Origin of the sequence: Pleurocapsa minor HA4230-MV1 (genome assembly GCA_019359095.1) — a bacterium.
In the GTDB taxonomy this organism is placed as follows: Bacteria; Cyanobacteriota; Cyanobacteriia; order Cyanobacteriales; family Xenococcaceae; genus Waterburya; species Waterburya minor.
Genome location: JAHHHZ010000019.1, coordinates 152,159 through 174,267, shown reverse-complemented (window position 1 = coordinate 174,267; position 22,109 = coordinate 152,159). Strand labels below are relative to the sequence as shown.

At 40.1% G+C, this 22,109-nt stretch carries 18 protein-coding genes; 11 read left to right on the top strand and 7 right to left on the bottom strand.

The features are described from left to right. Positions 1-2 precede the first annotated feature (2 nt). Both KME09_09965 and recQ read left to right on the top strand, forming a co-directional pair. Positions 3-989: a ketoacyl-ACP synthase III gene (locus tag KME09_09965; GenBank protein ID MBW4534250.1), complete on the top strand. Its 987-nt coding sequence runs from the start codon at positions 3-5 to the stop codon at positions 987-989. Positions 990-2,027: 1,038 nt separating this feature from the next. Beyond that, complete coding sequence (gene recQ / locus KME09_09960; protein ID MBW4534249.1) at positions 2,028-4,151, top strand: DNA helicase RecQ; 2,124 nt, start codon at positions 2,028-2,030, stop codon at positions 4,149-4,151. 235 nt (positions 4,152-4,386) lie between these two features. On the opposite strand, the gene KME09_09955 is transcribed toward recQ, so the two are convergent. The 3 genes from KME09_09955 to KME09_09945 form a co-directional block, all read right to left on the bottom strand. Beyond that, entirely contained in the window at positions 4,387-5,811 is a 1,425-nt protein-coding gene (locus KME09_09955) for a cation:proton antiporter (GenBank protein MBW4534248.1), read from the bottom strand. 257 nt (positions 5,812-6,068) lie between these two features. Next, on the bottom strand, positions 6,069-6,401 hold the full coding sequence (locus KME09_09950) for a hypothetical protein (GenBank protein ID MBW4534247.1): 333 nt from the start codon (positions 6,399-6,401) through the stop codon (positions 6,069-6,071). 107 nt (positions 6,402-6,508) lie between these two features. Next, entirely contained in the window at positions 6,509-7,642 is a 1,134-nt protein-coding gene (locus tag KME09_09945; protein ID MBW4534246.1) for a sodium-dependent bicarbonate transport family permease, read from the bottom strand. Between the two features lie 484 nt (positions 7,643-8,126). Between KME09_09945 and KME09_09940 the strand changes: the two genes are divergently transcribed. The 5 genes from KME09_09940 to groL all read left to right on the top strand — a co-directional run bounded on the left by KME09_09940 (position 8,127) and on the right by groL (position 14,418). After that, positions 8,127-8,852, top strand: coding sequence for a precorrin-2 C(20)-methyltransferase (locus KME09_09940; GenBank protein MBW4534245.1), 726 nt, complete (start codon positions 8,127-8,129; stop codon positions 8,850-8,852). 170 nt (positions 8,853-9,022) lie between these two features. Beyond that, positions 9,023-9,223, top strand: coding sequence for a hypothetical protein (locus KME09_09935; GenBank protein ID MBW4534244.1), 201 nt, complete (start codon positions 9,023-9,025; stop codon positions 9,221-9,223). Positions 9,224-9,799: 576 nt separating this feature from the next. Further along, on the top strand, positions 9,800-11,194 hold the full coding sequence (locus KME09_09930; GenBank protein MBW4534243.1) for a diguanylate cyclase: 1,395 nt from the start codon (positions 9,800-9,802) through the stop codon (positions 11,192-11,194). 507 nt (positions 11,195-11,701) lie between these two features. Then, entirely contained in the window at positions 11,702-12,562 is an 861-nt protein-coding gene (locus tag KME09_09925; protein MBW4534242.1) for a response regulator, read from the top strand. Positions 12,563-12,744: 182 nt separating this feature from the next. After that, complete coding sequence (gene groL / locus KME09_09920; GenBank protein ID MBW4534241.1) at positions 12,745-14,418, top strand: chaperonin GroEL; 1,674 nt, start codon at positions 12,745-12,747, stop codon at positions 14,416-14,418. A gap of 145 nt (positions 14,419-14,563) precedes the next feature. Here groL and lepB read toward each other — a convergent pair whose 3' ends face one another. Further along, positions 14,564-15,172, bottom strand: coding sequence for a signal peptidase I (gene lepB, locus KME09_09915; GenBank protein ID MBW4534240.1), 609 nt, complete (start codon positions 15,170-15,172; stop codon positions 14,564-14,566). Positions 15,173-15,501: 329 nt separating this feature from the next. Here lepB and KME09_09910 point away from each other — a divergent pair, with 329 nt between their 5' ends. Beyond that, complete coding sequence (locus KME09_09910; protein MBW4534239.1) at positions 15,502-15,975, top strand: pentapeptide repeat-containing protein; 474 nt, start codon at positions 15,502-15,504, stop codon at positions 15,973-15,975. A gap of 188 nt (positions 15,976-16,163) precedes the next feature. Here KME09_09910 and larE read toward each other — a convergent pair whose 3' ends face one another. The 3 genes from larE to KME09_09895 all read right to left on the bottom strand — a co-directional run bounded on the left by larE (position 16,164) and on the right by KME09_09895 (position 19,444). Further along, a complete protein-coding gene (gene larE / locus KME09_09905) occupies positions 16,164-16,964 on the bottom strand; it encodes an ATP-dependent sacrificial sulfur transferase LarE (protein ID MBW4534238.1) in 801 nt (266 codons plus the stop codon). Between the two features lie 79 nt (positions 16,965-17,043). Beyond that, positions 17,044-18,363, bottom strand: a complete 1,320-nt coding sequence (locus tag KME09_09900; GenBank protein ID MBW4534237.1) for a HAMP domain-containing histidine kinase — start codon at positions 18,361-18,363, stop codon at positions 17,044-17,046. A 307-nt stretch (positions 18,364-18,670) separates the two neighbouring features. Next, a complete protein-coding gene (locus tag KME09_09895; protein MBW4534236.1) occupies positions 18,671-19,444 on the bottom strand; it encodes an ABC transporter permease in 774 nt (257 codons plus the stop codon). A 391-nt stretch (positions 19,445-19,835) separates the two neighbouring features. Between KME09_09895 and KME09_09890 the strand changes: the two genes are divergently transcribed. From KME09_09890 to KME09_09880, 3 genes are all read left to right on the top strand, one after another. Next, on the top strand, positions 19,836-20,873 hold the full coding sequence (locus KME09_09890) for an alpha/beta fold hydrolase (protein ID MBW4534235.1): 1,038 nt from the start codon (positions 19,836-19,838) through the stop codon (positions 20,871-20,873). Positions 20,874-21,031: 158 nt separating this feature from the next. Continuing rightward, positions 21,032-21,745: a G-D-S-L family lipolytic protein gene (locus tag KME09_09885; GenBank protein ID MBW4534234.1), complete on the top strand. Its 714-nt coding sequence runs from the start codon at positions 21,032-21,034 to the stop codon at positions 21,743-21,745. 183 nt (positions 21,746-21,928) lie between these two features. Then, entirely contained in the window at positions 21,929-22,102 is a 174-nt protein-coding gene (locus KME09_09880) for a hypothetical protein (GenBank protein ID MBW4534233.1), read from the top strand. The last annotated feature ends 7 nt before the right edge of the window (positions 22,103-22,109 follow it).

The window sequence follows — 22,109 nt, the reverse complement described above, 5'->3', positions numbered from 1 at the left end:
ATATGGGTGTAGGTATGGCGATTACGGGATGTGGTTCAGCTGCACCAAAGTCAATTTTAACCAACGATCATCTTGCTCAGATGGTAGATACTTCTGATGAGTGGATCAACGCTAGAACAGGCATGAAAAATCGTCATATTGCGTCACCTAGCGAATCTCTAAGTCAGCTATCAGCCGTTGCTGCAAAAGAAGCGATCGCTATGGCGGGAATTTCCCCGACGGATATTGATTTAATTATTCTGGCGACTTCTACCCCCGATGATTTGTTTGGTAGCGCCTGTAGAATTCAAGGCTTAATTGGAGCAACTAATGCTGTAGCCTTCGATCTAACTGCTGCCTGTTCGGGCTTTCTATTTGCCTTAATTACCGCATCCCAGTTTATTAGTACGGGAATATATAAAAATGTGCTAATTATTGGTGCAGATGTGCTTTCTCGCTGGGTAGACTGGAGCGATCGCACTAGCTGCATTTTGTTCGGTGATGGCGCTGGTGCAGCAGTGTGTCAGGGAGTAGCCGATAACCGCTTACTGAGTTTCGGAATGTATAGTAACGGTAGCCAAAATGATTCTCTTAACTTAAACTATGGTGGCGATCGCAAGCCTCTGGTGGAAGAGATTACGGCGCAGCAAGGTTCCTATAACCCCATCACGATGAACGGCAAAGAAGTATATCGCTTTGCTGTAGCCAAAGTCCCCGAAGCACTCAGTAAAGCAATGTTTCAGGCAAATCTAACCACTGATGACATTGATTGGCTATTACTTCATCAGGCAAATCAACGAATTATGGATGCAGTCGCAAAACGTCTTAATATTCCTCAATCTAAGATTTTGAGCAATATAGCTGAATATGGGAACACTTCGGCAGCTTCAATTCCCCTTGCCCTCGATGCTGCGGTAAGAGACGGTAGAGTTAAGCCTGGAGATACGATCGCTGCTTCTGGTTTTGGTGCGGGTTTAACATGGGGTTCGGCGATCTTTAAGTGGGGCTAATTTTAGTGATTAGTTTCAATTGCCTAGAAATTTAATTCAATTTAATTTGATTAAAAAACTTTTCTGATTAGGTATATTAATATACAATTACGCCAATTTTGTTACTTCAAAAGTTGATTGACAAATTGAGTTGCAAAGTAAACTTATGTATCGTTTTCAAATATTTAAAAGAGTAGATGATATATTACTAACTAGAGTCTAAGAAGACTCTCCTGACAGAGATTACAGGTTTATCCATATTCAATTAAGGAGGTTAAAAATCTGTTTCATCTAATATCTGTCTCGTCAAATAAAAACAGCAACACTCAACTAAAAAGCTGATATTTTCTCAATTGGAAATAAGGGAGATAGCCTACTGAATACTTGTGTTCTGTAGAACTCCAAATTGAGTTAATTATATGAGGAAATCTCTCGGTGAATTTAGCTTGGGTGTTGTTGTTTTCAGAGAAACATCCAATCACTTCAAATTTAGGGAGGGAATGGTTATGAAACCTATGATTTGGCATCCTGAGCCGAATGATCAAAAAGTCAATAAGTATCTCGATCGGACCAATCACGAACCATGGTTAACGATCGTGGGGGTAGCTTTGATGCTCGCATGTTCTTTTACAGTCTTGGTTTTATTAGGTACTTTTTGAAAACCAAAGTCAGAAAACCAAAGTCAAAGGAGTAGAGAGACGAATACGAGAACTCAAACCAAATTTAATAGGCGATCGCTCTACTTCTCACTCTTAATACTCTTACATATAGTCAAGTCACTTTAGCAGTAATCAATCGTCTAGCTTCAGAGAGAATCAATATTATCTTCGCCACAGTTACAGATAATTTTTTCTTTGAGAGCGAGAGCATCAACTGTTAGGGAACGTTAATCGCCTTTAGCCTATGCGGGACAATCTAGCTGCATAGGAATCGCCATGCAACTCTTTGCCTTGGTGAATTCCAGTCTGACAACTATAATTTTCGTATACAATCTTGAGAACTAAAAACTAAAAATTAATTAGTAAACAAAACAAATATTTATTATTGCGCTGATAGGTTATGTTGACTTTCCCCTCGTTGGAGGACTCTTTAAAACATTATTTTGGCTATGACACTTTTCGTCCTGGGCAAAAGAAGATTATCGAAGCTGCTTTACGGAATAAAGATTTACTGACGATCATGCCGACGGGGGGTGGTAAATCTCTCTGTTTTCAGCTGCCAGCTTTACTGAGAACTGGTCTAACTATTGTGGTTTCGCCGCTAATTGCTTTGATGCAGGATCAGGTGGATGCTCTACAGGATAACGGAATTAATGCCACCTATCTCAACAGTACTCTGGAGTATGAAGAGAGAAGAATGCGCCAGATTGCGATTCTTAAAAATCAAATAAAATTACTCTATGTTGCCCCTGAAAGACTGCTTAATGAAAGATTTGCTTTATTTCTAGATCGGGTGCATCATGATGTGGGCATAAGTGCGATCGCCATTGATGAGGCTCACTGTGTATCGGAGTGGGGACATGACTTTCGCCCAGAATATAGTCAGTTAAAACAAATCCGCCAGCGTTATCCGCAGATTCCGATCCAGGCACTTACCGCCACGGCGACTAAAAGAGTGAGAGAGGATATTGTTAATCAGTTAAATTTGCGATCGCCTGATATTCATATCGCCAGTTTTGACCGCAGCAATATTCATTACGAAATCCAGCCCAAAGACCGTGATATCTACCCTAAATTACTACGGGCTATTCGCGGGGAATCGGGAGCAGGGATAGTATATTGTCTGAGTCGTAATCGGGTTGAAGAAATTGCCACTAGACTTAAGCATGACGGGATCGACGCTTTACCCTATCACGCTAAATTACCCGTAGAAGAACGCAGCCGTAATCAAACCAGTTTTCTGCGGGATGATGCTCAGGTAATTGTAGCCACCATCGCTTTTGGTATGGGCATTAATAAGCCCGATGTCCGCTTTGTGTTTCATTATGACTTGCCCCGCAGTTTAGAAAGCTTTTACCAAGAATCAGGTAGAGCAGGTAGAGATGGTGAGCCTTCTAAATCAGTGTTATTTTTTAGTTTTGGCGATCGCAAAAAGATTGAATTTCTGATCGAACAAAAACCCGATGCTAACGAACAAAAAATTGCTCGACAACAGCTAAGACAGGTAATGGACTACGCAGAGGGCAATGATTGCCGTCGTCAGATTATCCTGCGCTATTTTGGCGAGCGACATTCAGGTAACTGCGGTAAATGTGATAACTGTCTCAACCCCAAGCCGATTGAAGACTGGACAGTGGAGGCACAAAAGTTTCTTTCCTGTGTTGCCCGTTGCCAAGAAAAGTTTGGCACAAATCATATAGTTGATGTGTTGATCGGCTCCCGTAAGCAAAAAATTCAGCAATACGGGCATCATCTTTTATCTACCTACGGCATCGGTAAAGGTCGAACCGCAGATGAATGGAGAATGTTGGGGCGCAGCCTGATACATCAAGGTTTAGTGGGGCAAACTACCGATGGTTATCCTGTCCTAAAGCTAAATAAACGTAGTTGGGAAATTTTCCGTGGTCAATTAAAAGTTGAGGTAGCAGTTGAGAAGTCTACAGCTAAAACCACCTCAGCCTATAATCCTCGGAAGGCAGAAGCAGAATTGCTGTTTGAAAAACTGAGAAAGCTACGCAAACAAATTGCCGATGGCCACTCTCTCGCCCCTTATATGATTTTTGCTGATTCTAGTCTGAAATTAATGGCGCAGCTACGCCCGAAAAATATTACTGATTTTGCCAACCTATCGGGGGTTAATGAATATAAAGCCCAACAATATGGCGATCGCTTTATCTCAGAAATTCTTGAATTTGACGAACAGCACCAGCTACCTGTAAGTATTCCGTCTAAAAGCCAAATGGCTACTCTCCAACTCCACCAACAAGGATTGAGCGTCACCGAAATCGCCCAACAACGTGGTTTTGCTGTTGGGACAATTAATACTCACTTGAGTGAACTAATGGAAATGAATCAGCCAGTTGCCCTTAATAAGCTAGTTACAGCTGATAAACAGCAAGTAATTATCGAGGCAATTAAACAGCTAGGAGACATGACTCTAAAAACTATTAAAGACAGTTTGGGAGAAGAATATAGCTATGAGGAAATTCGCTTAGTTCGTGGCTGGTGGCGCAGTCATAAATGAAGTAGGAAGTAGGAGGAAGGAGGTAGGAAATAGGAAATAGGAAATAGGAAATAGGAAATAGGAAATAGGAAATAGGAAGTAGGAAGTAGTATTTCCAAAATGTCCTGACGTTTTTACGTATTGCTATAACTTACAGCGAATTTCAGTTGGATAGAACCTATTACCCATTACCCATTACCCATTACCCATTACTTCGATAAATTAATGTGTCTACTCAATTAAAAACTGCTGTAAATTATTGATTATTAGAAGACGCTAAATCTACTTCTTCCACTTCTTCCACTTGTCCCTCTGTTCCAAAGGCAAAACGCAAGAGAGGGGGAGCAATAAAGGTAGTAAGAATGACCATAATGATAATAGCTGCCTGTAGTGGTTTATCTAATGTACCACTGGCTGCACCAATACCAGCAAAGACTAAACCGACTTCACCACGGGGAACCATACCAATGCCAATCGCCAAACGATTGACTTTCTCTTTGCCAAAAACTGCCCAACCAGTGATAACTTTACCAATAATCGCCACCACAATTAAAAAAGCGGCAATAACTAAACCTTGACGATTATCCGCACTACTGGGGTTCAGCACACTAAGATCGACTCTTGCCCCCACCGACACAAAGAAAATCGGCACGAAAACATCAGCAATGGGCAGAATTTGTTCGTCTAACTCTTTACGAGCATCCGTTTCATCTAAGACTAAACCAGCGGCAAAAGCCCCGAGAATTGCTTCTAAGTGAATTGCATTCCCTAAAAACGCCATGATGAAAGCAAAAATTAGGGCGGGGATGACTAAATTACCTCTAGTTTTTAATTTGCCAGCGATCGCCACAAAACTGTTGTTAAAAAATTGACCTAACAAGATAGAACCTAATAAGAAAGCCGTGGCACTAATAATTAAGTAAATTACGTTAGCCACATCGACCTCTCCAGTCTTTGCCAAACTAGCGACTACTGCTAAAACGATAATACCAAGGACATCATCAATGACCGCAGCGCCAACAATAATTTGACCTTCTGTGGATTTAAGCTGTCCAAGCTCTGATAATACTTTGGAGGTAATTCCAATACTAGTAGCTGTTAATGCCGCCCCAGCAAATACCGCAGGAATAGTGGGCATCCCAAAGATCAGGATTAAACCTACGGTACCAGCCACAAAGGGAGCCACCACCCCCACCACCGCGACAATTGCTGCCCGTACACCAACTTTTTGTAATTCTTTTAGGTCTGATTCTAAACCGATTTCAAACAAAAGAATAATTACCCCTAGTTCTGCTAGAACAGAAACTACTTCGCTAAAGGAAGTAAATACTTCACTACTATTCTCAGTACTTAATCCTGCGAACTGTTGCAGGATAGTTACTACGACAGAATCGCTGGCAAGGGTTCCTGCTTCGGGAAAGACTAATAGGTGCAAAGCGGAAACTCCCACTACTACCCCGCCGATTAATTCGCCCAATACTGGAGGTAAATTGGCTAATTGAGAAAGTTCTCCCCCCACTTTACTAGCTAAATAAATAAAGACGAGGCTTAATAAAACTCCCGATAATACTAGCGGTGCGGCTTCTGCATTCGTTTCAGTGGTCACCTCCGTAGCTAATAATAAAGAGGGAAAGAAATCGGGAATGAACTCATGGTGCAATAGTGATGGGAATTGATACATGATTATTTTTGATTCGATAATTAAGAATTTTGAGGTTGGTTGCTTAGTTATTGTATTATCTACATCTTTCTTTATTGCACTTTTACTTATCTCGCCCAAACCTTAGAGCGATCGCATGCTGAAATAACCATCGAGACGGTTCCTGGGGTTTGTTCGCCCATGGCGATAAATGTTACTGGAAACTCAAGCGATCGCAGAGAAGTTGGCTTCACGTCAATCTTTATAAGACTTAATTATCATGATAATTAAGTCTCGATTTAACAGCCTTCTGGCCCACAGAAACTGTTCCCATAAAGTACTTCCGCGCCACAGATATAGGCAATACCCGCATAATCGTTAAAATACTTTATGGCGACCCGATCCGCAATATCCTCAGCCATCTCACGATTTTCAGTAAGTATCTCGAACTTGACATTGGCCTCGATGTCGGAACTGCTGGGTTGTCCAGACGAGCGCACGTTGCGACTGCCTTTACCGCCAGACTGCATCACCGTATACCCTTTTGCCCCAGCTTCCTCGATGAGCTTAGCGACTTTTTTGAGCAGAACCTTTTCCGTGACGATGACGAGCTTGTTGGCTTGCTTAGCCATTTTGGTTATCTCCTTAAATTGGTTATCTTCTTAAATGATGTACAATAATCTACTAGCTCTGCCAGGTCAAGGGAGCGCAGTCAGAGCTGGACTCGTTTGAGATTAGGCTAGATGCCACCTATCGCCTGGGCAAGCCCGATGAAGAACGGTATACACACGCCGATCGCAATTGGTGTACCGACGGCTGTGGAGGCACCAATGTAGGCAGAGGGGTTTGCCGACGGGATACCAGCTCTTAACGTGGGTGGGCCTGAGATGTCTGAACTAGAGGCAGCGATGACGGCCAGGATCACGACCCCGCCCATGCTGAATCCCACAGTGTAGTGGGCAATCAGACCGAGACCGAAGGCAATGCACCCATGTAAAAACGGTGCTATCACGCTATACACGATATACCACTGGGCCACCTTGCGTAGTTCGCCAAGCCTTGACCAAGCCTCTATACCCATGACCAGCATCAAGATCGAAAGCAAGCCTTTAAAAGCAGGATCGTAGAATTCTTCATAGACAGTTTCTGGCTTGGTGAGTATGCCAAGAGCGAGACCTAACAACATTGCCGATAAAGCAGAACCCTGGAGGCTTTCCTGAATAATCGGCCATACCTTGACCTTATTATCGCCAGGATCTTGCTGCTGGCTGCGATACTCCTGCCTAGTGCTGGGATAATCCTGCTGATCGGAATAACTACCTACCGCAACGGGCTGCTTGCTCAAAGACTCCTGCTTGATAGATTGGGCTGCTACACTACGCTTCTTCTTCTTGTTGAGATAAATGTTGGCTATAACAATCGCAGTTACGAGCGCTGGGATATCCATAAAGGGATAGAGTGCGCCAGCCCATGCCTCGTATTGGATGTTTTGTTCTTCCAGTACCGTCAGCCCGGCAGCCATAGTAGAGCCACTCACGGCACCAAACAACCCCCCAGTCGCAATCGCATCCACGACTTTGACATTTGGTAGCTTGGCCAATGTATAGCGCGCAATGAAGACAACAAGAACCCCTATTATTATTGCCGAGATCATGGGTAACACCATATCCAGCAGGTTGGAATTGCGGATCGCAATTCCACCGGTCAGACCGATTTTGGTGAGTAGCATGAAGACGATGATCGTACAAATCGACTCGGGAATTACCAATTCGCTACCGAGAGCAGCAATGATCATCCCACCAATCAAAAAGGCGAGTGTTGGGGACTGCAACTGAAGAATGAAGTCCTTCACGAAAAGAGAAACAAAATCCACGGATACCTCCTTATGTCTCCTCTGATGAGGAGTAATACAATAAATGAAATTTGAAATTTAACGAGTTAATTTGGAGTAAGAGTGAGCAGTCATAACCACGGTTGCTATGAGGCTAGTTGCTTCAGAAATTAGGGTGATTTCTAAGAAGTATAAATATCTTGTTTAAGCTTGAGATAGATTAAAAACTATCGTTAATCTATTTTAATTGATATTACACTATGCTAATAATAAACTAAAAAGTGATCAATGCAATATCTAATAAACAGAATAAACAGATCTTGTTGACATATGCTCACGATAGAACCTAAGCCCTGTATTGAGTTGAGTATAGCGATCGCTTTTGAGCTTTAGGTGAATCAGGAATCGGCAATTGATTGACCACGGACATGATTGGGGGAACATCTATAATTTTGCTTCTGCACGGATGAACAAACTAGCGCTATGGTAAGGATTGGCTGAAATATTATCAAGCGAACTTTAAAGAGTGAAACTAGGCATTTTAAACGGCATCAGTATCGGCACAGGCGATCCTGAATTAATTACTGTTAAAGGATTACGCATCCTGCAATCCAGCGATATTGTTGCCTTCCCCGCTGGGGTCAATAACCGTTTAGGTGTCGCTCAAAAGATCATCAAATCTTGGCTTCAGCCCCATCAGCAGATTTTGCCCCTGGATTTTCCTTATGTTCAAGATGAACTCAAATTACAAACAGCTTGGTCAAAAGCCGCCCAACAGGTATGGCAAGAACTTAGTCTGGGAAAAAATATTGCTTTTGCCTGTTTAGGAGATATCAATTTTTATGGTACTTTTACGTATCTAGCTCAAACTTTAAGACGCTCGCATCCTGAAGTAAAGATTGAGACTATTCCTGGAGTCTGTTCCCCAATGGCGATCGCTTCGGTATTAGGAATTCCTTTAACCGTAAATCAACAAAAAATGGCAGTTTTACCCGCCTTGTATTCGGTGCAAGAATTAGAAACAGCGTTAAATTGGGCAGAAGTAGTAGTGCTGCTTAAAGTGAGTTCTGTTTATCCACAGGTTTGGCAGATCCTCAAGCAAAGAAATTTACTGGCATCTAGTGCGATCGTCGAAAAAGCTACTTTCCCCGAACAAAAGATTTATCGCGATCTGCGCAACTATCCGCAACTAGATTTATCTTACTTTTCGGTTTTGTTAATTAATCGAACAGTAGAGCCTACAGGTTCTTAATCGTTATTTATAGTTATTTGTCAATAGTAAATGAGTAAATTTTTTTTACAAGGAACATTGCAAATTATTTTAAATCAGCCTTAAGTTAGATAAAGTGAGTCATCGCTATGTTAATTTTGGACAAGACAAGAAGTTAAACACAATTGGCAAATAGCAGGAGTCGAAGCGTCTTGGATATTCAACCTACAGCACCAGAATTACTACGGGAAGATATTAGCGAATATGTAGCTCAATTACAGCTTCATATGGCATTGCAGGCTCGCAATTTACTTCCCAGTTTAACCAACACCACTATGACCAATAGCCGACAGCAGATGTTGCAGGAAACTCAGGCGATCGCCGAAAAATTTGCTTCACGTCAATCTTTATAATCTTGTTAAGTTATGGCTAAATAAGTCTAGTTTCTCTTCACTAAGGCTTATTTTTGCTTAATAGAGATTTGACTATCGAAATTTACCTTCTGGTCAAATTCTGCTCGTTCCTGTTTATATTTAAATATACTTAATAACTCAAGCTATTTCTCACAATGAGATCGCTTTGGCGCTAAAAAACAATAGTATTACTCAGAGAATATACGCAAAGATAAAATAGTTTCAAACGAAATGAATCAAGTGATAGTCGTTATTGTTTGCGTCTTAAAAAATAAATGATATAACTGACATATAGTTCAGCGCCTACTAAATTAGTCAGATTTTATAATAACTATTATTATTTGATTTATTTGTAGTTAAACTAGCGTTAAATTGATTAAAATTGGACTTTAAATAGAGAAAACTTTATTGCTATAGACATAATTATATATATTGAACAATAAATTATTATCTACCTGTAGTTTAACTACTAATTTTGAATCAGTAACTCGTAAAAAACTATTTCAAGTTCAGGTAATAGTTAAAAATTTCTCAAATCACACAATTTAACTATTGCTCATTACCAATTAATGGTAGATGAATAAGTATAACGAAAAACTACAAGAACAAATACTGATCGTAGATGATTTACCAGAAAACGTCAGACTTCTATCATCGCTATTGAGTGAACAAGGCTATAGCGTCAGCTCTGCTACGGATGGGAAGATGGCTTTGTCGATTGTCAAACAAAAATGCCCAGATTTGATCTTACTGGATATCATGATTCCGCAACTGGATGGTTATCAAGTTTGTCGTTACTTAAAATCTGAAGCAAAAACCAAACATATTCCCATCATTTTCTTAAGTGGCTTAGACTCCGAGCTGGATAAAATTGAGGCTTTTAAAGTTGGAGGAGTAGATTATATTACCAAGCCATTCTTTGTTGAAGAAGTAGTTTTTCGGGTCAAAGCGCAATTAGCCAGCATTCAACAGCAACAAAAATTTCAGCAAATCCTGAAGGAACAAATAGCCGAGCGCAAAATTGTCGAACAAGAATTAAATAAATCTCGTGCTTTACTGACAGGGGTTTTAGACAGTTCTCTAGACGGAGTAGCAGCCTTTGAAGCAATTCGCGATCGCCAGGGTGGAATTGTTGATTTTCGCTGGTTAATTGCTAATCCTGTAGCTGCGATGACGGTTGGCGGTACAATTGAGACTCTTAAAGGAAAAAGACTCTTTGTCGAAAATTCCCTGGGTCACTTATTTGATGGTTTATTCGAGCTATTTGTGCAGGTGGTCGAAACCTGTACCGTCTTAGAACAAGAATATTACTATAACTCCTCCTCTCTCAAAACTTGGTTTCAAATCGTCGCGGTAAAATTAGGGGATGGTTTAGCGATTACGTTCCGTGATATTAGCGATCGCAAGCAAATTGAAACTACGCTGCAAAACGCCAATAAGCGCCTGACTTATGAAGCAAATATTGATAGCCTGACACAGATAGCTAACCGTCGCCGATTTGACGAATATATCACTCAAGAATGGTCGCGATGCGATCGCGAGAGAGAACATTTGTCTGTCCTACTGTGTGATGTGGATTATTTTAAAGCATACAACGATACCTATGGACATCAAGCAGGAGATAGCTGTCTATACGAGGTAGCAAAGGGAATTGAACGAGCTGTCAAGCGGCCTGCCGATATAGCATTCCGCTATGGTGGAGAGGAGTTTGCGGTTATTTTGCCTCATACCAATGGGGAGGGAGCAATTAAAGTAGCTGAAGAAATTCAAGAACAGATCCAAAATCTTAATCTCATTCATACTGCTTCTAAAATTGGTAACACCGTCACTCTCAGCGTTGGTGTCTCTAGCATTGTTCCCAATACTCAAACCTCATCTCATAACTTAATCTCCACTGCTGATAGTGCGTTATATGATGCCAAAATTCAAGGTCGCAACCGCATAATTTACCGTTCTGTTGAGCCAGCCTGAAGCTTAACTCTTAAGCACTAATTGCTGTCGCTATTATTTAGTTAGTCTATAACAACGTGATTACCTTGGCATGAAATTTGCTGTCATCAACTAAAAAAGATCGACCTTCAATACTGAAGTCAAAACTGATTAATTCCTGTAAGATATCATTCTATAAGTAGAACAGAAATAGGTGTTGCTGGCATTGATGAGTAATTTATTAAAGGCGGTTTATTTAAGAACCCGCTAAGATAATTTGTTTAAATTATCTAAAAATATTAACCTTGTTTGATCATAGACTATTGTTAATCCCTGACTGTTGATTATTAGCTCGATCAAAATTATCACATCTTTTACAGTTATGTTGTGATTTGTCTATCTTAAGTTACAAAAGCGACAATTATTAGCTCAATTTACCATCTCGATTGTTGAGGGTTAGTTCATCTTTTTTACTCAGTAATCGTTAAAGATAAAAATATATATATCTATTTATTCACATTTATAATTTTTTAAGATCAGAGAATATTCGTGATTAAAATACTAGTGGTAGATGATCAAAACTTCACCAGGCAAGCTCTACAGACGATTCTGGAAAATGAGCCAGATTTTGAAGTAGTAGAGAAAGCTACTAGTGGTGCCGAAGCAATTAAATATTTAGAACAACACAAGGTTGATATTACTATTGTCGATTTAGAAATGCCTCAGATGAACGGTTTAACCCTGACTAAAATACTTAGTCAACGTTTTCCTGAAACTAAAACAATCATCCTCAGCAGTCACGATCAAGAAGAACAAATCAACTGTGCAGTAGAATCTGGTGCTAGGGGTTATCTGCTTAAAAATACTTCAGCTCAAGAAATTGGAGATACAATTCGTGCTGTGCAACGAGGCTATTTTCAGCTGGGCCCAGGATTATTTGAAAAGCTGCTATCTCATTTAATCCAAGAAAGAGAACAGGCTGCCGAAAATTTAGTAGATCTACAAAGTAATTACACGCGATCGCTAGTTGAGTTAGAGCAAAAAATTGTGGCTCAAAACGATGCGCAAAGAAGAGCAATGTATCAAGAATTAGAGCTTCAAGTACTTAATCTTAAACAAGATTTTCGCCAAGGATTAGGAAATTTCCAATCTCAGGTGAGTACACAATTACAAACTGGAATTGAAGCAGCAAGCTCCCAAATGAACCGTTCTGTACCTGATATGCATAAAATAGAAATGCAGATTGACCAGCGTAATTTGGAACAGCAAAGATATATCAACACCTTGTTTGCAGGTAATAAACAAGCTTTGCGCAAATTAGAAAATCAAATTTATATACTACGCTATTTTGTAATTTTCCTTAGCATTATTTTCTTTGTAGTGGGAGTCAGTGCGTTGATTCTTAACTAAAATTGAGTTTGGTAAGAGAAATGCTGGTAGGACAACTCAGTTTCCCAAAATTTCGCTGGTTGTTTCGGTAATCCCTACAAGACTAATTAATTTAATAATTTAGATAATGTTTCTTAGCACTCACTACTGAAGAGTGCTAAATTTGCAAATGAAAGATGTAGCGGAACGGAAAAGGAAATCCTATGGCGAAGATTGTTTCGTTTAATGAAGAGTCAAGACGAGCATTGGAAAGAGGCGTAAATGCCCTAGCTAATGCGGTGAAAATTACTCTAGGACCAAAAGGTCGTAATGTTTTATTGGAAAAGCAGTTTGGCGCACCGCAAATTGTCAATGATGGAATTACCGTCGCCAAAGAAATTGAACTAGAAGATCCCTTAGAGAATACTGGCGCGAGATTAATTCGGGAAGTAGCCTCTAAAACCAAAGACAATGCGGGGGATGGAACAACTACCGCCACTGTCATTGCTCAAGCATTGATTAAAGAAGGTTTAAAAAACGTGGCAGCGGGAGCAAATCCTGTAGCCTTAAAAAAAGGTTTAGATAAAGCTACTGCCTTTTTGGTCAAGGAAATTGCTGCTGTCGCCAAACCTGTCGCTGGAGATGCGATCGCTCAAGTAGCTACCATATCTTCAGGAAATGATGAAGAAGTGGGCAGTATGATTGCTCAAGCGATGGATAAAGTTACCAAAGATGGTGTAATCACCGTTGAAGAATCTAAGTCTTTGGCGACTGAGTTAGATGTAGTAGAAGGGATGCAGATCGATCGCGGCTATATCTCACCTTATTTTGTCACCGATCAAGAACGACAGCTAGTTGAATTTGAAGGTGCAGTAATTCTGATTACCGACAAAAAAATTAGCGCGATCGCCGATTTAGTTCCCGTACTAGAAAAAGTGGCTCGTGATGGTAAGCCTCTACTAATTATCGCTGAAGATCTGGAGGGTGAAGCTCTAGCTACTTTGGTAGTAAATAAAGCTAGAGGTGTCCTAAACGTGGCAGCAATTAAAGCTCCTGGTTTTGGCGATCGCCGTAAGCAAATGCTCCAAGATATTGCAGTCTTAACAGGTGGTCAGCTAATTTCTGAGGAAGTTGGTTTGAGTCTCGATCGCGTTGATGCCGACATGCTGGGTACCGCTGACAAAATTGTCATCGACAAAGAAAACACCACGATCGTCTCTGGTTCTGGTAACACTGCCGATATCAATAAAAGAGTTGAGCAGCTACGCAAACAATTAGCAGAAACCGACTCTGACTATGACAAAGAAAAACTACAGGAACGGATTGCTAAGTTAGCAGGTGGCGTTGCTGTGATTAAAGTAGGTGCAGCGACTGAAACCGAACTCAAGGATCGTAAGTTACGGATTGAAGACGCGCTAAACGCTACCAAAGCAGCAGTAGAAGAAGGTATTGTTCCTGGTGGCGGTACAACTTTGATTCACTTAGCTAGAAAACTAGCCGAATTCAAAACCACGTTAACAGACGTGGAAGAGCAAGTATCTGCCGATATCTTTGCCAAAGCTTTGGAAGCTCCATTATGTCAACTAGCCAACAATGCAGGGGTAGAAGGCTCTGTCGTAGTCGAAAAAGTGAAAGAAACCGATTTTAATATTGGTTACAACGCTTTAACTGGCGAATTTGGTGACATGATTGCAGCGGGAATTATCGATCCTGCTAAGGTAGTACGTTCCGCAGTGCAAAATGCTTCCTCGATTGCTGGAATGGTCTTAACTACCGAAGCCTTAGTGGTCGAAAAACCCGAACCCGAAGCTGCTGCACCTGGCGGTATGCCTGGTGGTATGGGCGGTATGGGTGGCATGGGCGGCATGGGCGGTATGCCTGGAATGGGCATGATGTAATGCCTGCTGCTCTATCTAATTAGATGGGCCACAAGTTTAATATTTTGAGTTTGAGGTAGATCTTTAAATTAGACTGCCTCTTTTTTTGTCGGGAAGAGCTTCAGGTATAGGTAGTTGATCCAAAAAACAATCAAGACAAAAGAAGTTAATTTAACTCTCTTGCTCTAGAAGGTGGAAAATATACACTAACTACTTTGCCAAGAATTAAATCTTCAGGGAGATAGCCCCAATATCGGCTATCATAACTATTATTGCGATTATCTCCTAGAACAAAGTAAGCACCTTCGGGAACTTCAAATAAATCCATTGTATATTTTGGTAGTTCAGCAATGTAGTTTTCTTGTATGAGTTGATTGTCAATGTAGACTTTACCATTTTTTATTTCTATAGTTTCTCCAGGTAAGCCAATTACTCGCTTGATAAATGGTTCTCTATAATCTTGTTCTCTTAATCTTTCTGTAGGATTAAACATAACAATATCTCCACGCTGAGGTGAAGTATTTTTATAAGCTATTTTATCTATTAAGAGGCGATCATTAGTTTGAAAAGTAGGGGTCATACTCTCAGAAGGAATATAACGAGTTTCATAATATTGATTGACATCTGCACCAGTGTTTAAAACTTCTACTAATGGTAGAAGAGCCTCGTAACTTGGAAAAAAAATAACCCCTAAGATAGCTACTCCTGAGATAGTTATAGTTCCACAACCAAGAAAAATTAATAAGCCTTTAAAATTAAACTTGCTACTAGCCATATTGCTTACGTACTGCGACTGACAATATTTTTAGTATTCCCAAAAAAGACTGGACATCACTAGTAAAAAAGCGATCGCGCTTTCTTAGGCTGGGGAAATCAACCAAAGCAAACTAACATTTCAGGCAAAGTCATCTTGCTCACCAATCAATAAATTCAGATTATTCAATTACGACACGTGCAATGGAATTTCGGTGGGCATCATCACATTGTTTTAGCACTATAATAAATTTTAAAATGCCCACCCTACGGATCTAAGTGTTCGCTATCGAGGGTTGCGGTGAAGCCATCACCGATCAATTGGGATGTTGAATTATAACTGGTGAAGAATTGCTTAGGAGATACGCTGCTGGAGAACGTAATTTCGCTGGGGCGGACTTGAGATATGGGCAAGAATTGAGCGTTGCTATTCTTAAAGGGATCGATCTCAGCGGAGCTTTCATGGAGGGTATAAATATTGTTGGAGTTGACCTTAGCTGCTCCAATCTGAGCCAAGGAGGAATTGATATCTGTCGATTGGAAGATGTTAATTTGACGGGTGCTGACTTGCGAGGAGCTAATTTGATAGAAGCTAGTATCTGTGGAGTTAATTTAACTGGTGCTGACTTGACTGATGCCAAATTGTGTGATGCCAGTCTCAGAAGAGCCAATTTGACTGTTGCTAATTTGACGAGAACGCGATTGATAAGAACTGATATTATCGACTCCAATCTTACCAATGCAATTGTAAATGTTACTGATTTCAGTAGAACTTTTTTCAGAAACACCATTATGCCCGATGGAACTATTAGAACTGACGATTGAATTAGGTTTGATATTGGATGTGGCTAAAAGAGCGATCGCTGATCTTGTAGGTTGGGTTGAGGCACGAAACCCAACAACTATTGAGACGATCTTATTCCATCCCAATCAGAGAATCAAAAACCAAAGGAGAACTCCCCCAGTCAGGATTGTAAATACCACGATAGCTAGTATGAAAACAGTTAAGGAAACTACTGTAAAACCTGGTTCAGCTTGCCACTACGGTAACCTTCTAAATCTAACGTAACGTAGACAAAGCCAAACTCTTGGAAAGTTTTGACCAACTCTGGTAGATTTACCTGTTGTACAAACTTAGTAATCTCTGCTGCTGGTAATTCAATTTTGGCAGTATCTTCCTGAGAGCGCACCCGCAGGTTACTATACCCAAGCTGACGTAGATAAATTTCGGCTCTACCAACTCGCTGTAACTTAGTTACGGTAATCGCTTCGCCATAGGGGAAACGGGAGCTAAGGCAAGGTTGTGCAGGCTTGTCCCACCAGGCTAATCCTAAACTGCGGGAGATTTCTCTTACTTCTGTTTTGCTCACGCCAATTTCTGCTAAAGGCGATCGCGCACCTCTTTCTTTTGCTGCTTGAATACCAGGACGATAATCGTGGAGATCGTCGGCATTAACCCCATCGACAACATAAGGATAACCACGTTGGAGCGCTAATGGTTTTAAGGTATCATGCAACTCACTTTTGCAAAAATAACAGCGATTAATTGGGTTTGAAGTGTAATCAGGGTTATCCATTTCATGAGTTGTGACTAGCTCATGTTTGATACCGATCTGTGCAGCTTGGGTTTGAGCATCAATCAATTCTTCAGGAAGTAGAGAAGGAGATACCGCCGTAATTGCTAAAGCGCGATCGCCTAAAACATCATAGGCAATTTTTGCTACTAAAGTACTATCTACTCCTCCAGAATAGGCAATTAAAGCTTGTTCCATGCCCTCAAATAGACTTCTCAATCGTGCTAATTTCTCGCTCATTACTCAGCTATCAACTAATCCTTAACTCTTCTCATAGTATCTAATCTAAATACTCGATGGTTGAATTAGTAATTACTGATTACTGATTACTAAATCGAGGAATACTGAGGGTGAAACAACTACCCTTACCTAATTCAGAAGTTACCACAATATCTCCACCATGAAGTCGAGCTAGTTTTCTCGACAGCGCCAAACCTAAACCTGTGCTTTCTTGGTGATTGCTGATTTGGGGAAATGGCTTGAACAATTTAATTATATTTTCTGCCGATATTCCTACTCCTGTATCAATCACAGCAAAGTTAAGGAACTCTGCATCCTGTTGAACTTGAAGTGTAATATTTCCGCTCTTGGTGAATTTAACTGCGTTGCTTAAGAGGTTGATTAAAATTTGTCTCAAACAACGTGAGTCAGCAGTACAAAAATCTATCTCATCACCCAAGTCAAAGTTTAACTTTAATTCTTTTTGTTCGGCCTTTTTTTCTAGGCAAAATAGCGCATTCTGACAAACCTCTGCTACCGCCAATCGTTCTAAATCCAAGGTTTGTTTATTAGCGTCGATCTTGGCAATATCAAGATAATTATTGACTAAATCCAACATGTATTGACCAACACTAAGCATGGCGTTAACATATCGCATCTGTCGCTCGTTGAGTTCGCCATAATATTGTTCTTTGAGCATTCCTGCAAAACCCAACATCGAAGAAATTGGACTGCGTAGCTCATGATTTAAGTGAGAGAGATGTTCTTGCTTAGTTTCCTCTCCTTCAATCCAGGATTGAATCTCTGCTTCTAGCTGTTGTACTTTTTTTTCCTCCTGCTCAATTGTTTTCTGCTGCTGTGCCAATCTGATGGCTTGAGTTTTTTCAGCATCACTACGGATTTTAATTTCTGCCTGTAGCTGTTGAAGCTGAAACTGTTGTTGTTTAATTAAGTCTTCCTGCTGCTTAACTATTGCTTGGTTACTCGCAAAATCGAATAAAGATTTTTTTAAAGTGCTAGGTAATTGATAAAGTTTATGTCTGAGTACATAACCATTGACCCCTGACTGAATTAATCTTGCTGCTGCTTCATCACCCAAAACGTCTGTAATTAAAATCACAGGAGTATCAGGATATAAATGGCACCACCAGTGAAGTTTACTAATTAAGGATTCGATCTGGTTGTCTTGAGGATTTGCCGTGTGATCGTAGCAAATTGCACTATATTTGTTAGAAATGTTAGAAGATGGGCGATCGCTTAATTGATCTGGATTAATCAAATCGGCGCAAAAGCTTATGTCTGCTTCGTCTAAACAACTGGCGATCGCCTGAAATGTCGACTGATTTGAAACAATAAGAAGATTCACGTTGCTGAGTGCGGGTTTTGAATGTAGCTGTAACGACCCAGAACTTTCTAACATAATGACAAATGCTGCTTAGATATTTTGCGTGTATTCAACAAGTTTGTCTTCATGATATCTGTCAACTTTCTTCAATGATTTTATTGTTATAGAAACTTTTACTTATAATCTCGTTTTGAGCAACAAGTATCAATCTTGAATAAAAGCTCATGCTTCTTGTCATTTATAATCACTAGTTGAGTGCCAAGCAATTGACTAATTAATCAATATAGCTCTTGTCGCAACTAAGAATAGTTAAATTTAAACAAGGGATTAAGCCATTGAGAACTATTGTATCAAGGTAGTTACTTTTGCTCAGTAAAACTACTTAAAATTCTTTTTGAGCGAAAATCATGATGGAGATAATTAGTAGTAAAGCAGTATATAGTAGGCCATACATGGCATGGGCGATCAATTCTCCTGAGTTGGGTAATAAACCATAAACAGCTTCATTTTTCAAATCTAACCGTGAAAGATTGGGTAGCACCAAATAAAGACTGGTGGTTAAGCTCTCAATGCTGGCATTTTTGCTGAGTTTACCTAATTCAACTAAATCTTCGCTGAAGTGTCCCATGAGATAAACACCGAAACTAAATAAGGTAGCCAAAATCGAGCTAGTAAATACGCCAAAGAAGATCGCCACCGCAGCAATTAAGGCTAGTTCGAGCAGCAAATAAACTGAAGCAGTAATTAATGCTCCTGTGGGATAGTTAATCTGGGAAAGACTCAGCATAGCCAGATAAATTCCCATCATAATAGCAACCATCACCCCCAGCACGGCAGTAAGTCCTAGATGCTTACCTAAAATTAATTCAGCACGGCTGATTGGTTTGGGAATTAGCATTAATAAGGTGCGTTTTTCAATTTCCTTGTTAATTAATGCCGTGCCGATAAAAATGGCGACGATTACACTGAGAATATTGATCGCACCAATACCAACATCGAGCAAAATCTTTTCATGAGTCCCCGCTGCAATTTCAGGGACAATTCTTTGAGCCAGAATTAGCAATAAAGAAAAGAAGCCAATAAAATAAAGAATGCGATCGCGAATAACTTCTTTAAATCCATTGTTGGCGATGGTAAAAACTCTGATTAAATTCATTGTTTGCAGAAATTAACTAAATATTTCAGGGTTTACACCGTTATTATTCCCAAACTAGTCACCAAAATAACGCTCTTAGCAAATTTGTCCGTGATCTCACTCTGACTATGACTTAGATTAATTTGTTTCTTAGGAGTTAATTAAGTAGGTAGGCAAAATAATTGATCAAACCCCTACCCTTAGAGCTATTTGTCCTAAAGGATACCGCTCCGCATATTACTCGTTACTCGTTACTCGTTACTCGTTACTTGTTACTTGTTACTCCCTAACCTCATTTCCAATTTAATTACACCCACCTACTTAGCTGGGTTGAAATTTATCGGCTATAAGCTCTAAGCTATAAGCTGTAAGCTTAAAAGAATCAACACAAGCAAGCTCCAGACTTAAATTAATGCTGCATAGTTCATATTCCCCACCTTGGTTTTTAGACAATGGTTTTCTGATGACAATCTATGTAGCGAAGCGCTCAAGCCAAATATGGCAAGAAACTATTAGCGAACCAGAGCCTAATTATCAGCAGGTAGTATTTACTCAAGGAGAAGTCCCCCTAGCTGGCTGGGTAGCAATTCCCGCCAATCCGCGAGGTACAGTTGTCGGTACGTATGGTATTACAGGAACGCTAGATAATCAGTGGTTTCTCAAAATTCTCGGCAGAAAAGCCTATGCTCAAAATTATGCTGTGGTGTTGTTTGACTGGCGCGCTCATGGAGAGTCTGCCAAATTATCCTCGGTACTAACTTCGGATGGTATCAATGAGGGTAAAGATTTTGTCAGTATTGCAGCAGAAAGTAAGACTTTAGGATGTCCTGCGCCGTTTTGGTTTACAGGCTATTCTCTGGGGGGACAATTAGCTCTGTGGGGAGTTTATTATGCTCAATTTTTGGCGAAAAATGGTCTAAATCCTGATGAGGTGGCAGGGGGTGCAGTAATCTGTCCTAATCTAGACTCTAATCTTTCTTTGCCCTACTTAATGCAACATCCTACAGGAAAATATATCGAACAGGCGATCGCTAAAGAATTAAAGAAGTTAGTGCTTAAAATCAATAAATATCATCCTGAAGATTTTGAGCTAGCAGTTATTGAAAAAGTCAATAGTATTTGGGGTTTCGATCATCACTTAGTTGTTCCTCGTTTAAACTTTGATTCAGTAGAGGAATACTATACCGCTAGCAGTCCTTTTCAAATTCTGCACAAAATTGAGAAACCCACTCTCATTCTTTATGCTGAGGACGATCCCATGTTTGCCCCCAGTATTATTCCTAAGCTAAAAACCGTCTGTCGTCATCACGAAGCCTTAAATTTGATTTCAACTAAAGCTGGTGGTCATGTTGGTTATATCAGTAGCCCAAGCTGTCAAGAAGAAAATGGCGATCGCGATTGCTGGTGGGCATGGAATCGAATTTTAGACTGGATCAGTAATCAGTCCTAAAGGATAAGCTTCGCAAATAATCAGTAATCATTTTTTCGGGGATCGGCTATACTCTGTTTTCAAACTCAGAGTCACAATTATGTATTATTATTGCTAAATATAAATATTGTTTGAGAAAACACGCTGAATATTTTTAATTTTTATCAATTCATCCATTTATGCAGACTATTCTTAGTCCTAACTCTAGCTTTGTCACCAATAATGAGCGAGTTTTACACGAAAAGCTACAGCGTCAACAGCCTTTAAAAGTGGTTGCATTGGGAGATAGTTTGATTTATGGTTATGGTGATTATATTGGTGGTGGTTGGGTAGAAAGACTGCGACGGGAATGGATGTCGCCCCATGGAGCAGGACACGTTTTATATAATTTAGGAGTGAGGGGCGATCGCGTTAATCAGGTTGCCATTCGCTTAGAACAGGAGTTTAACTGTCGAGGTGAACTACGTAATCGTGTTCCCGACTTGATTTTACTTTCGGTTGGCTTAAATGATTCGGCAAGAGTTGGTAAACCGACGGGTAGACTGTATACGGATTTAGACAGCTTTCGCCAGCACGTTGATTATCTGCTGGATATGGCACAGAGTCTTTGCCCTGTGATGTTTATCGGTATGACTCCAGTAAATGAAGCAAAAATGCCTTTTATGGATTGTCTTTATTACAATCATTTAGATCAGTATCGCTATAAAGAAGCAACTTTACAGGCTTGTCAGCACAGGAATATTCCTTATTTAGATCTTTTCGATCTTTGGCTATCTAGGGGTACAGACTGGATCGCTACTCAGTTAGGAGAAGACGGATTGCATCCAAACGTTACAGGCTATCAAAGCTTATTTTCTGAGATCATGTCCTGGAAATTAATCGATCAGCAATAGACATAGTGTAAATTAGCTTGGCTCAAATCCAGTTAAAAGATAGATTTGATGAAACAATTGTCAAATGTTGAGGAAGATATAAAACTAAGAACAAATAATCAAAAAATATTAATTATTGCTTGATATTTTACCATTGGTGCATCTTAGACCAGAAAATATGTATTGATAGCTCAGGTAAAACTAATGACTACACACTTTATTACCGCTGAAATTAATCTTCAAGAAAATCCAGTTAAGTTGAAGCAAGAGATTGAAGCCAGACTAGAACAGTCAGGACAACCACTTCGTTGGGCAGTTACCAAAGTCGATCGAGAACAACAAACGGCAACAGTTGAAGCTATTGTTACGAGAAATTAAGTTTTAG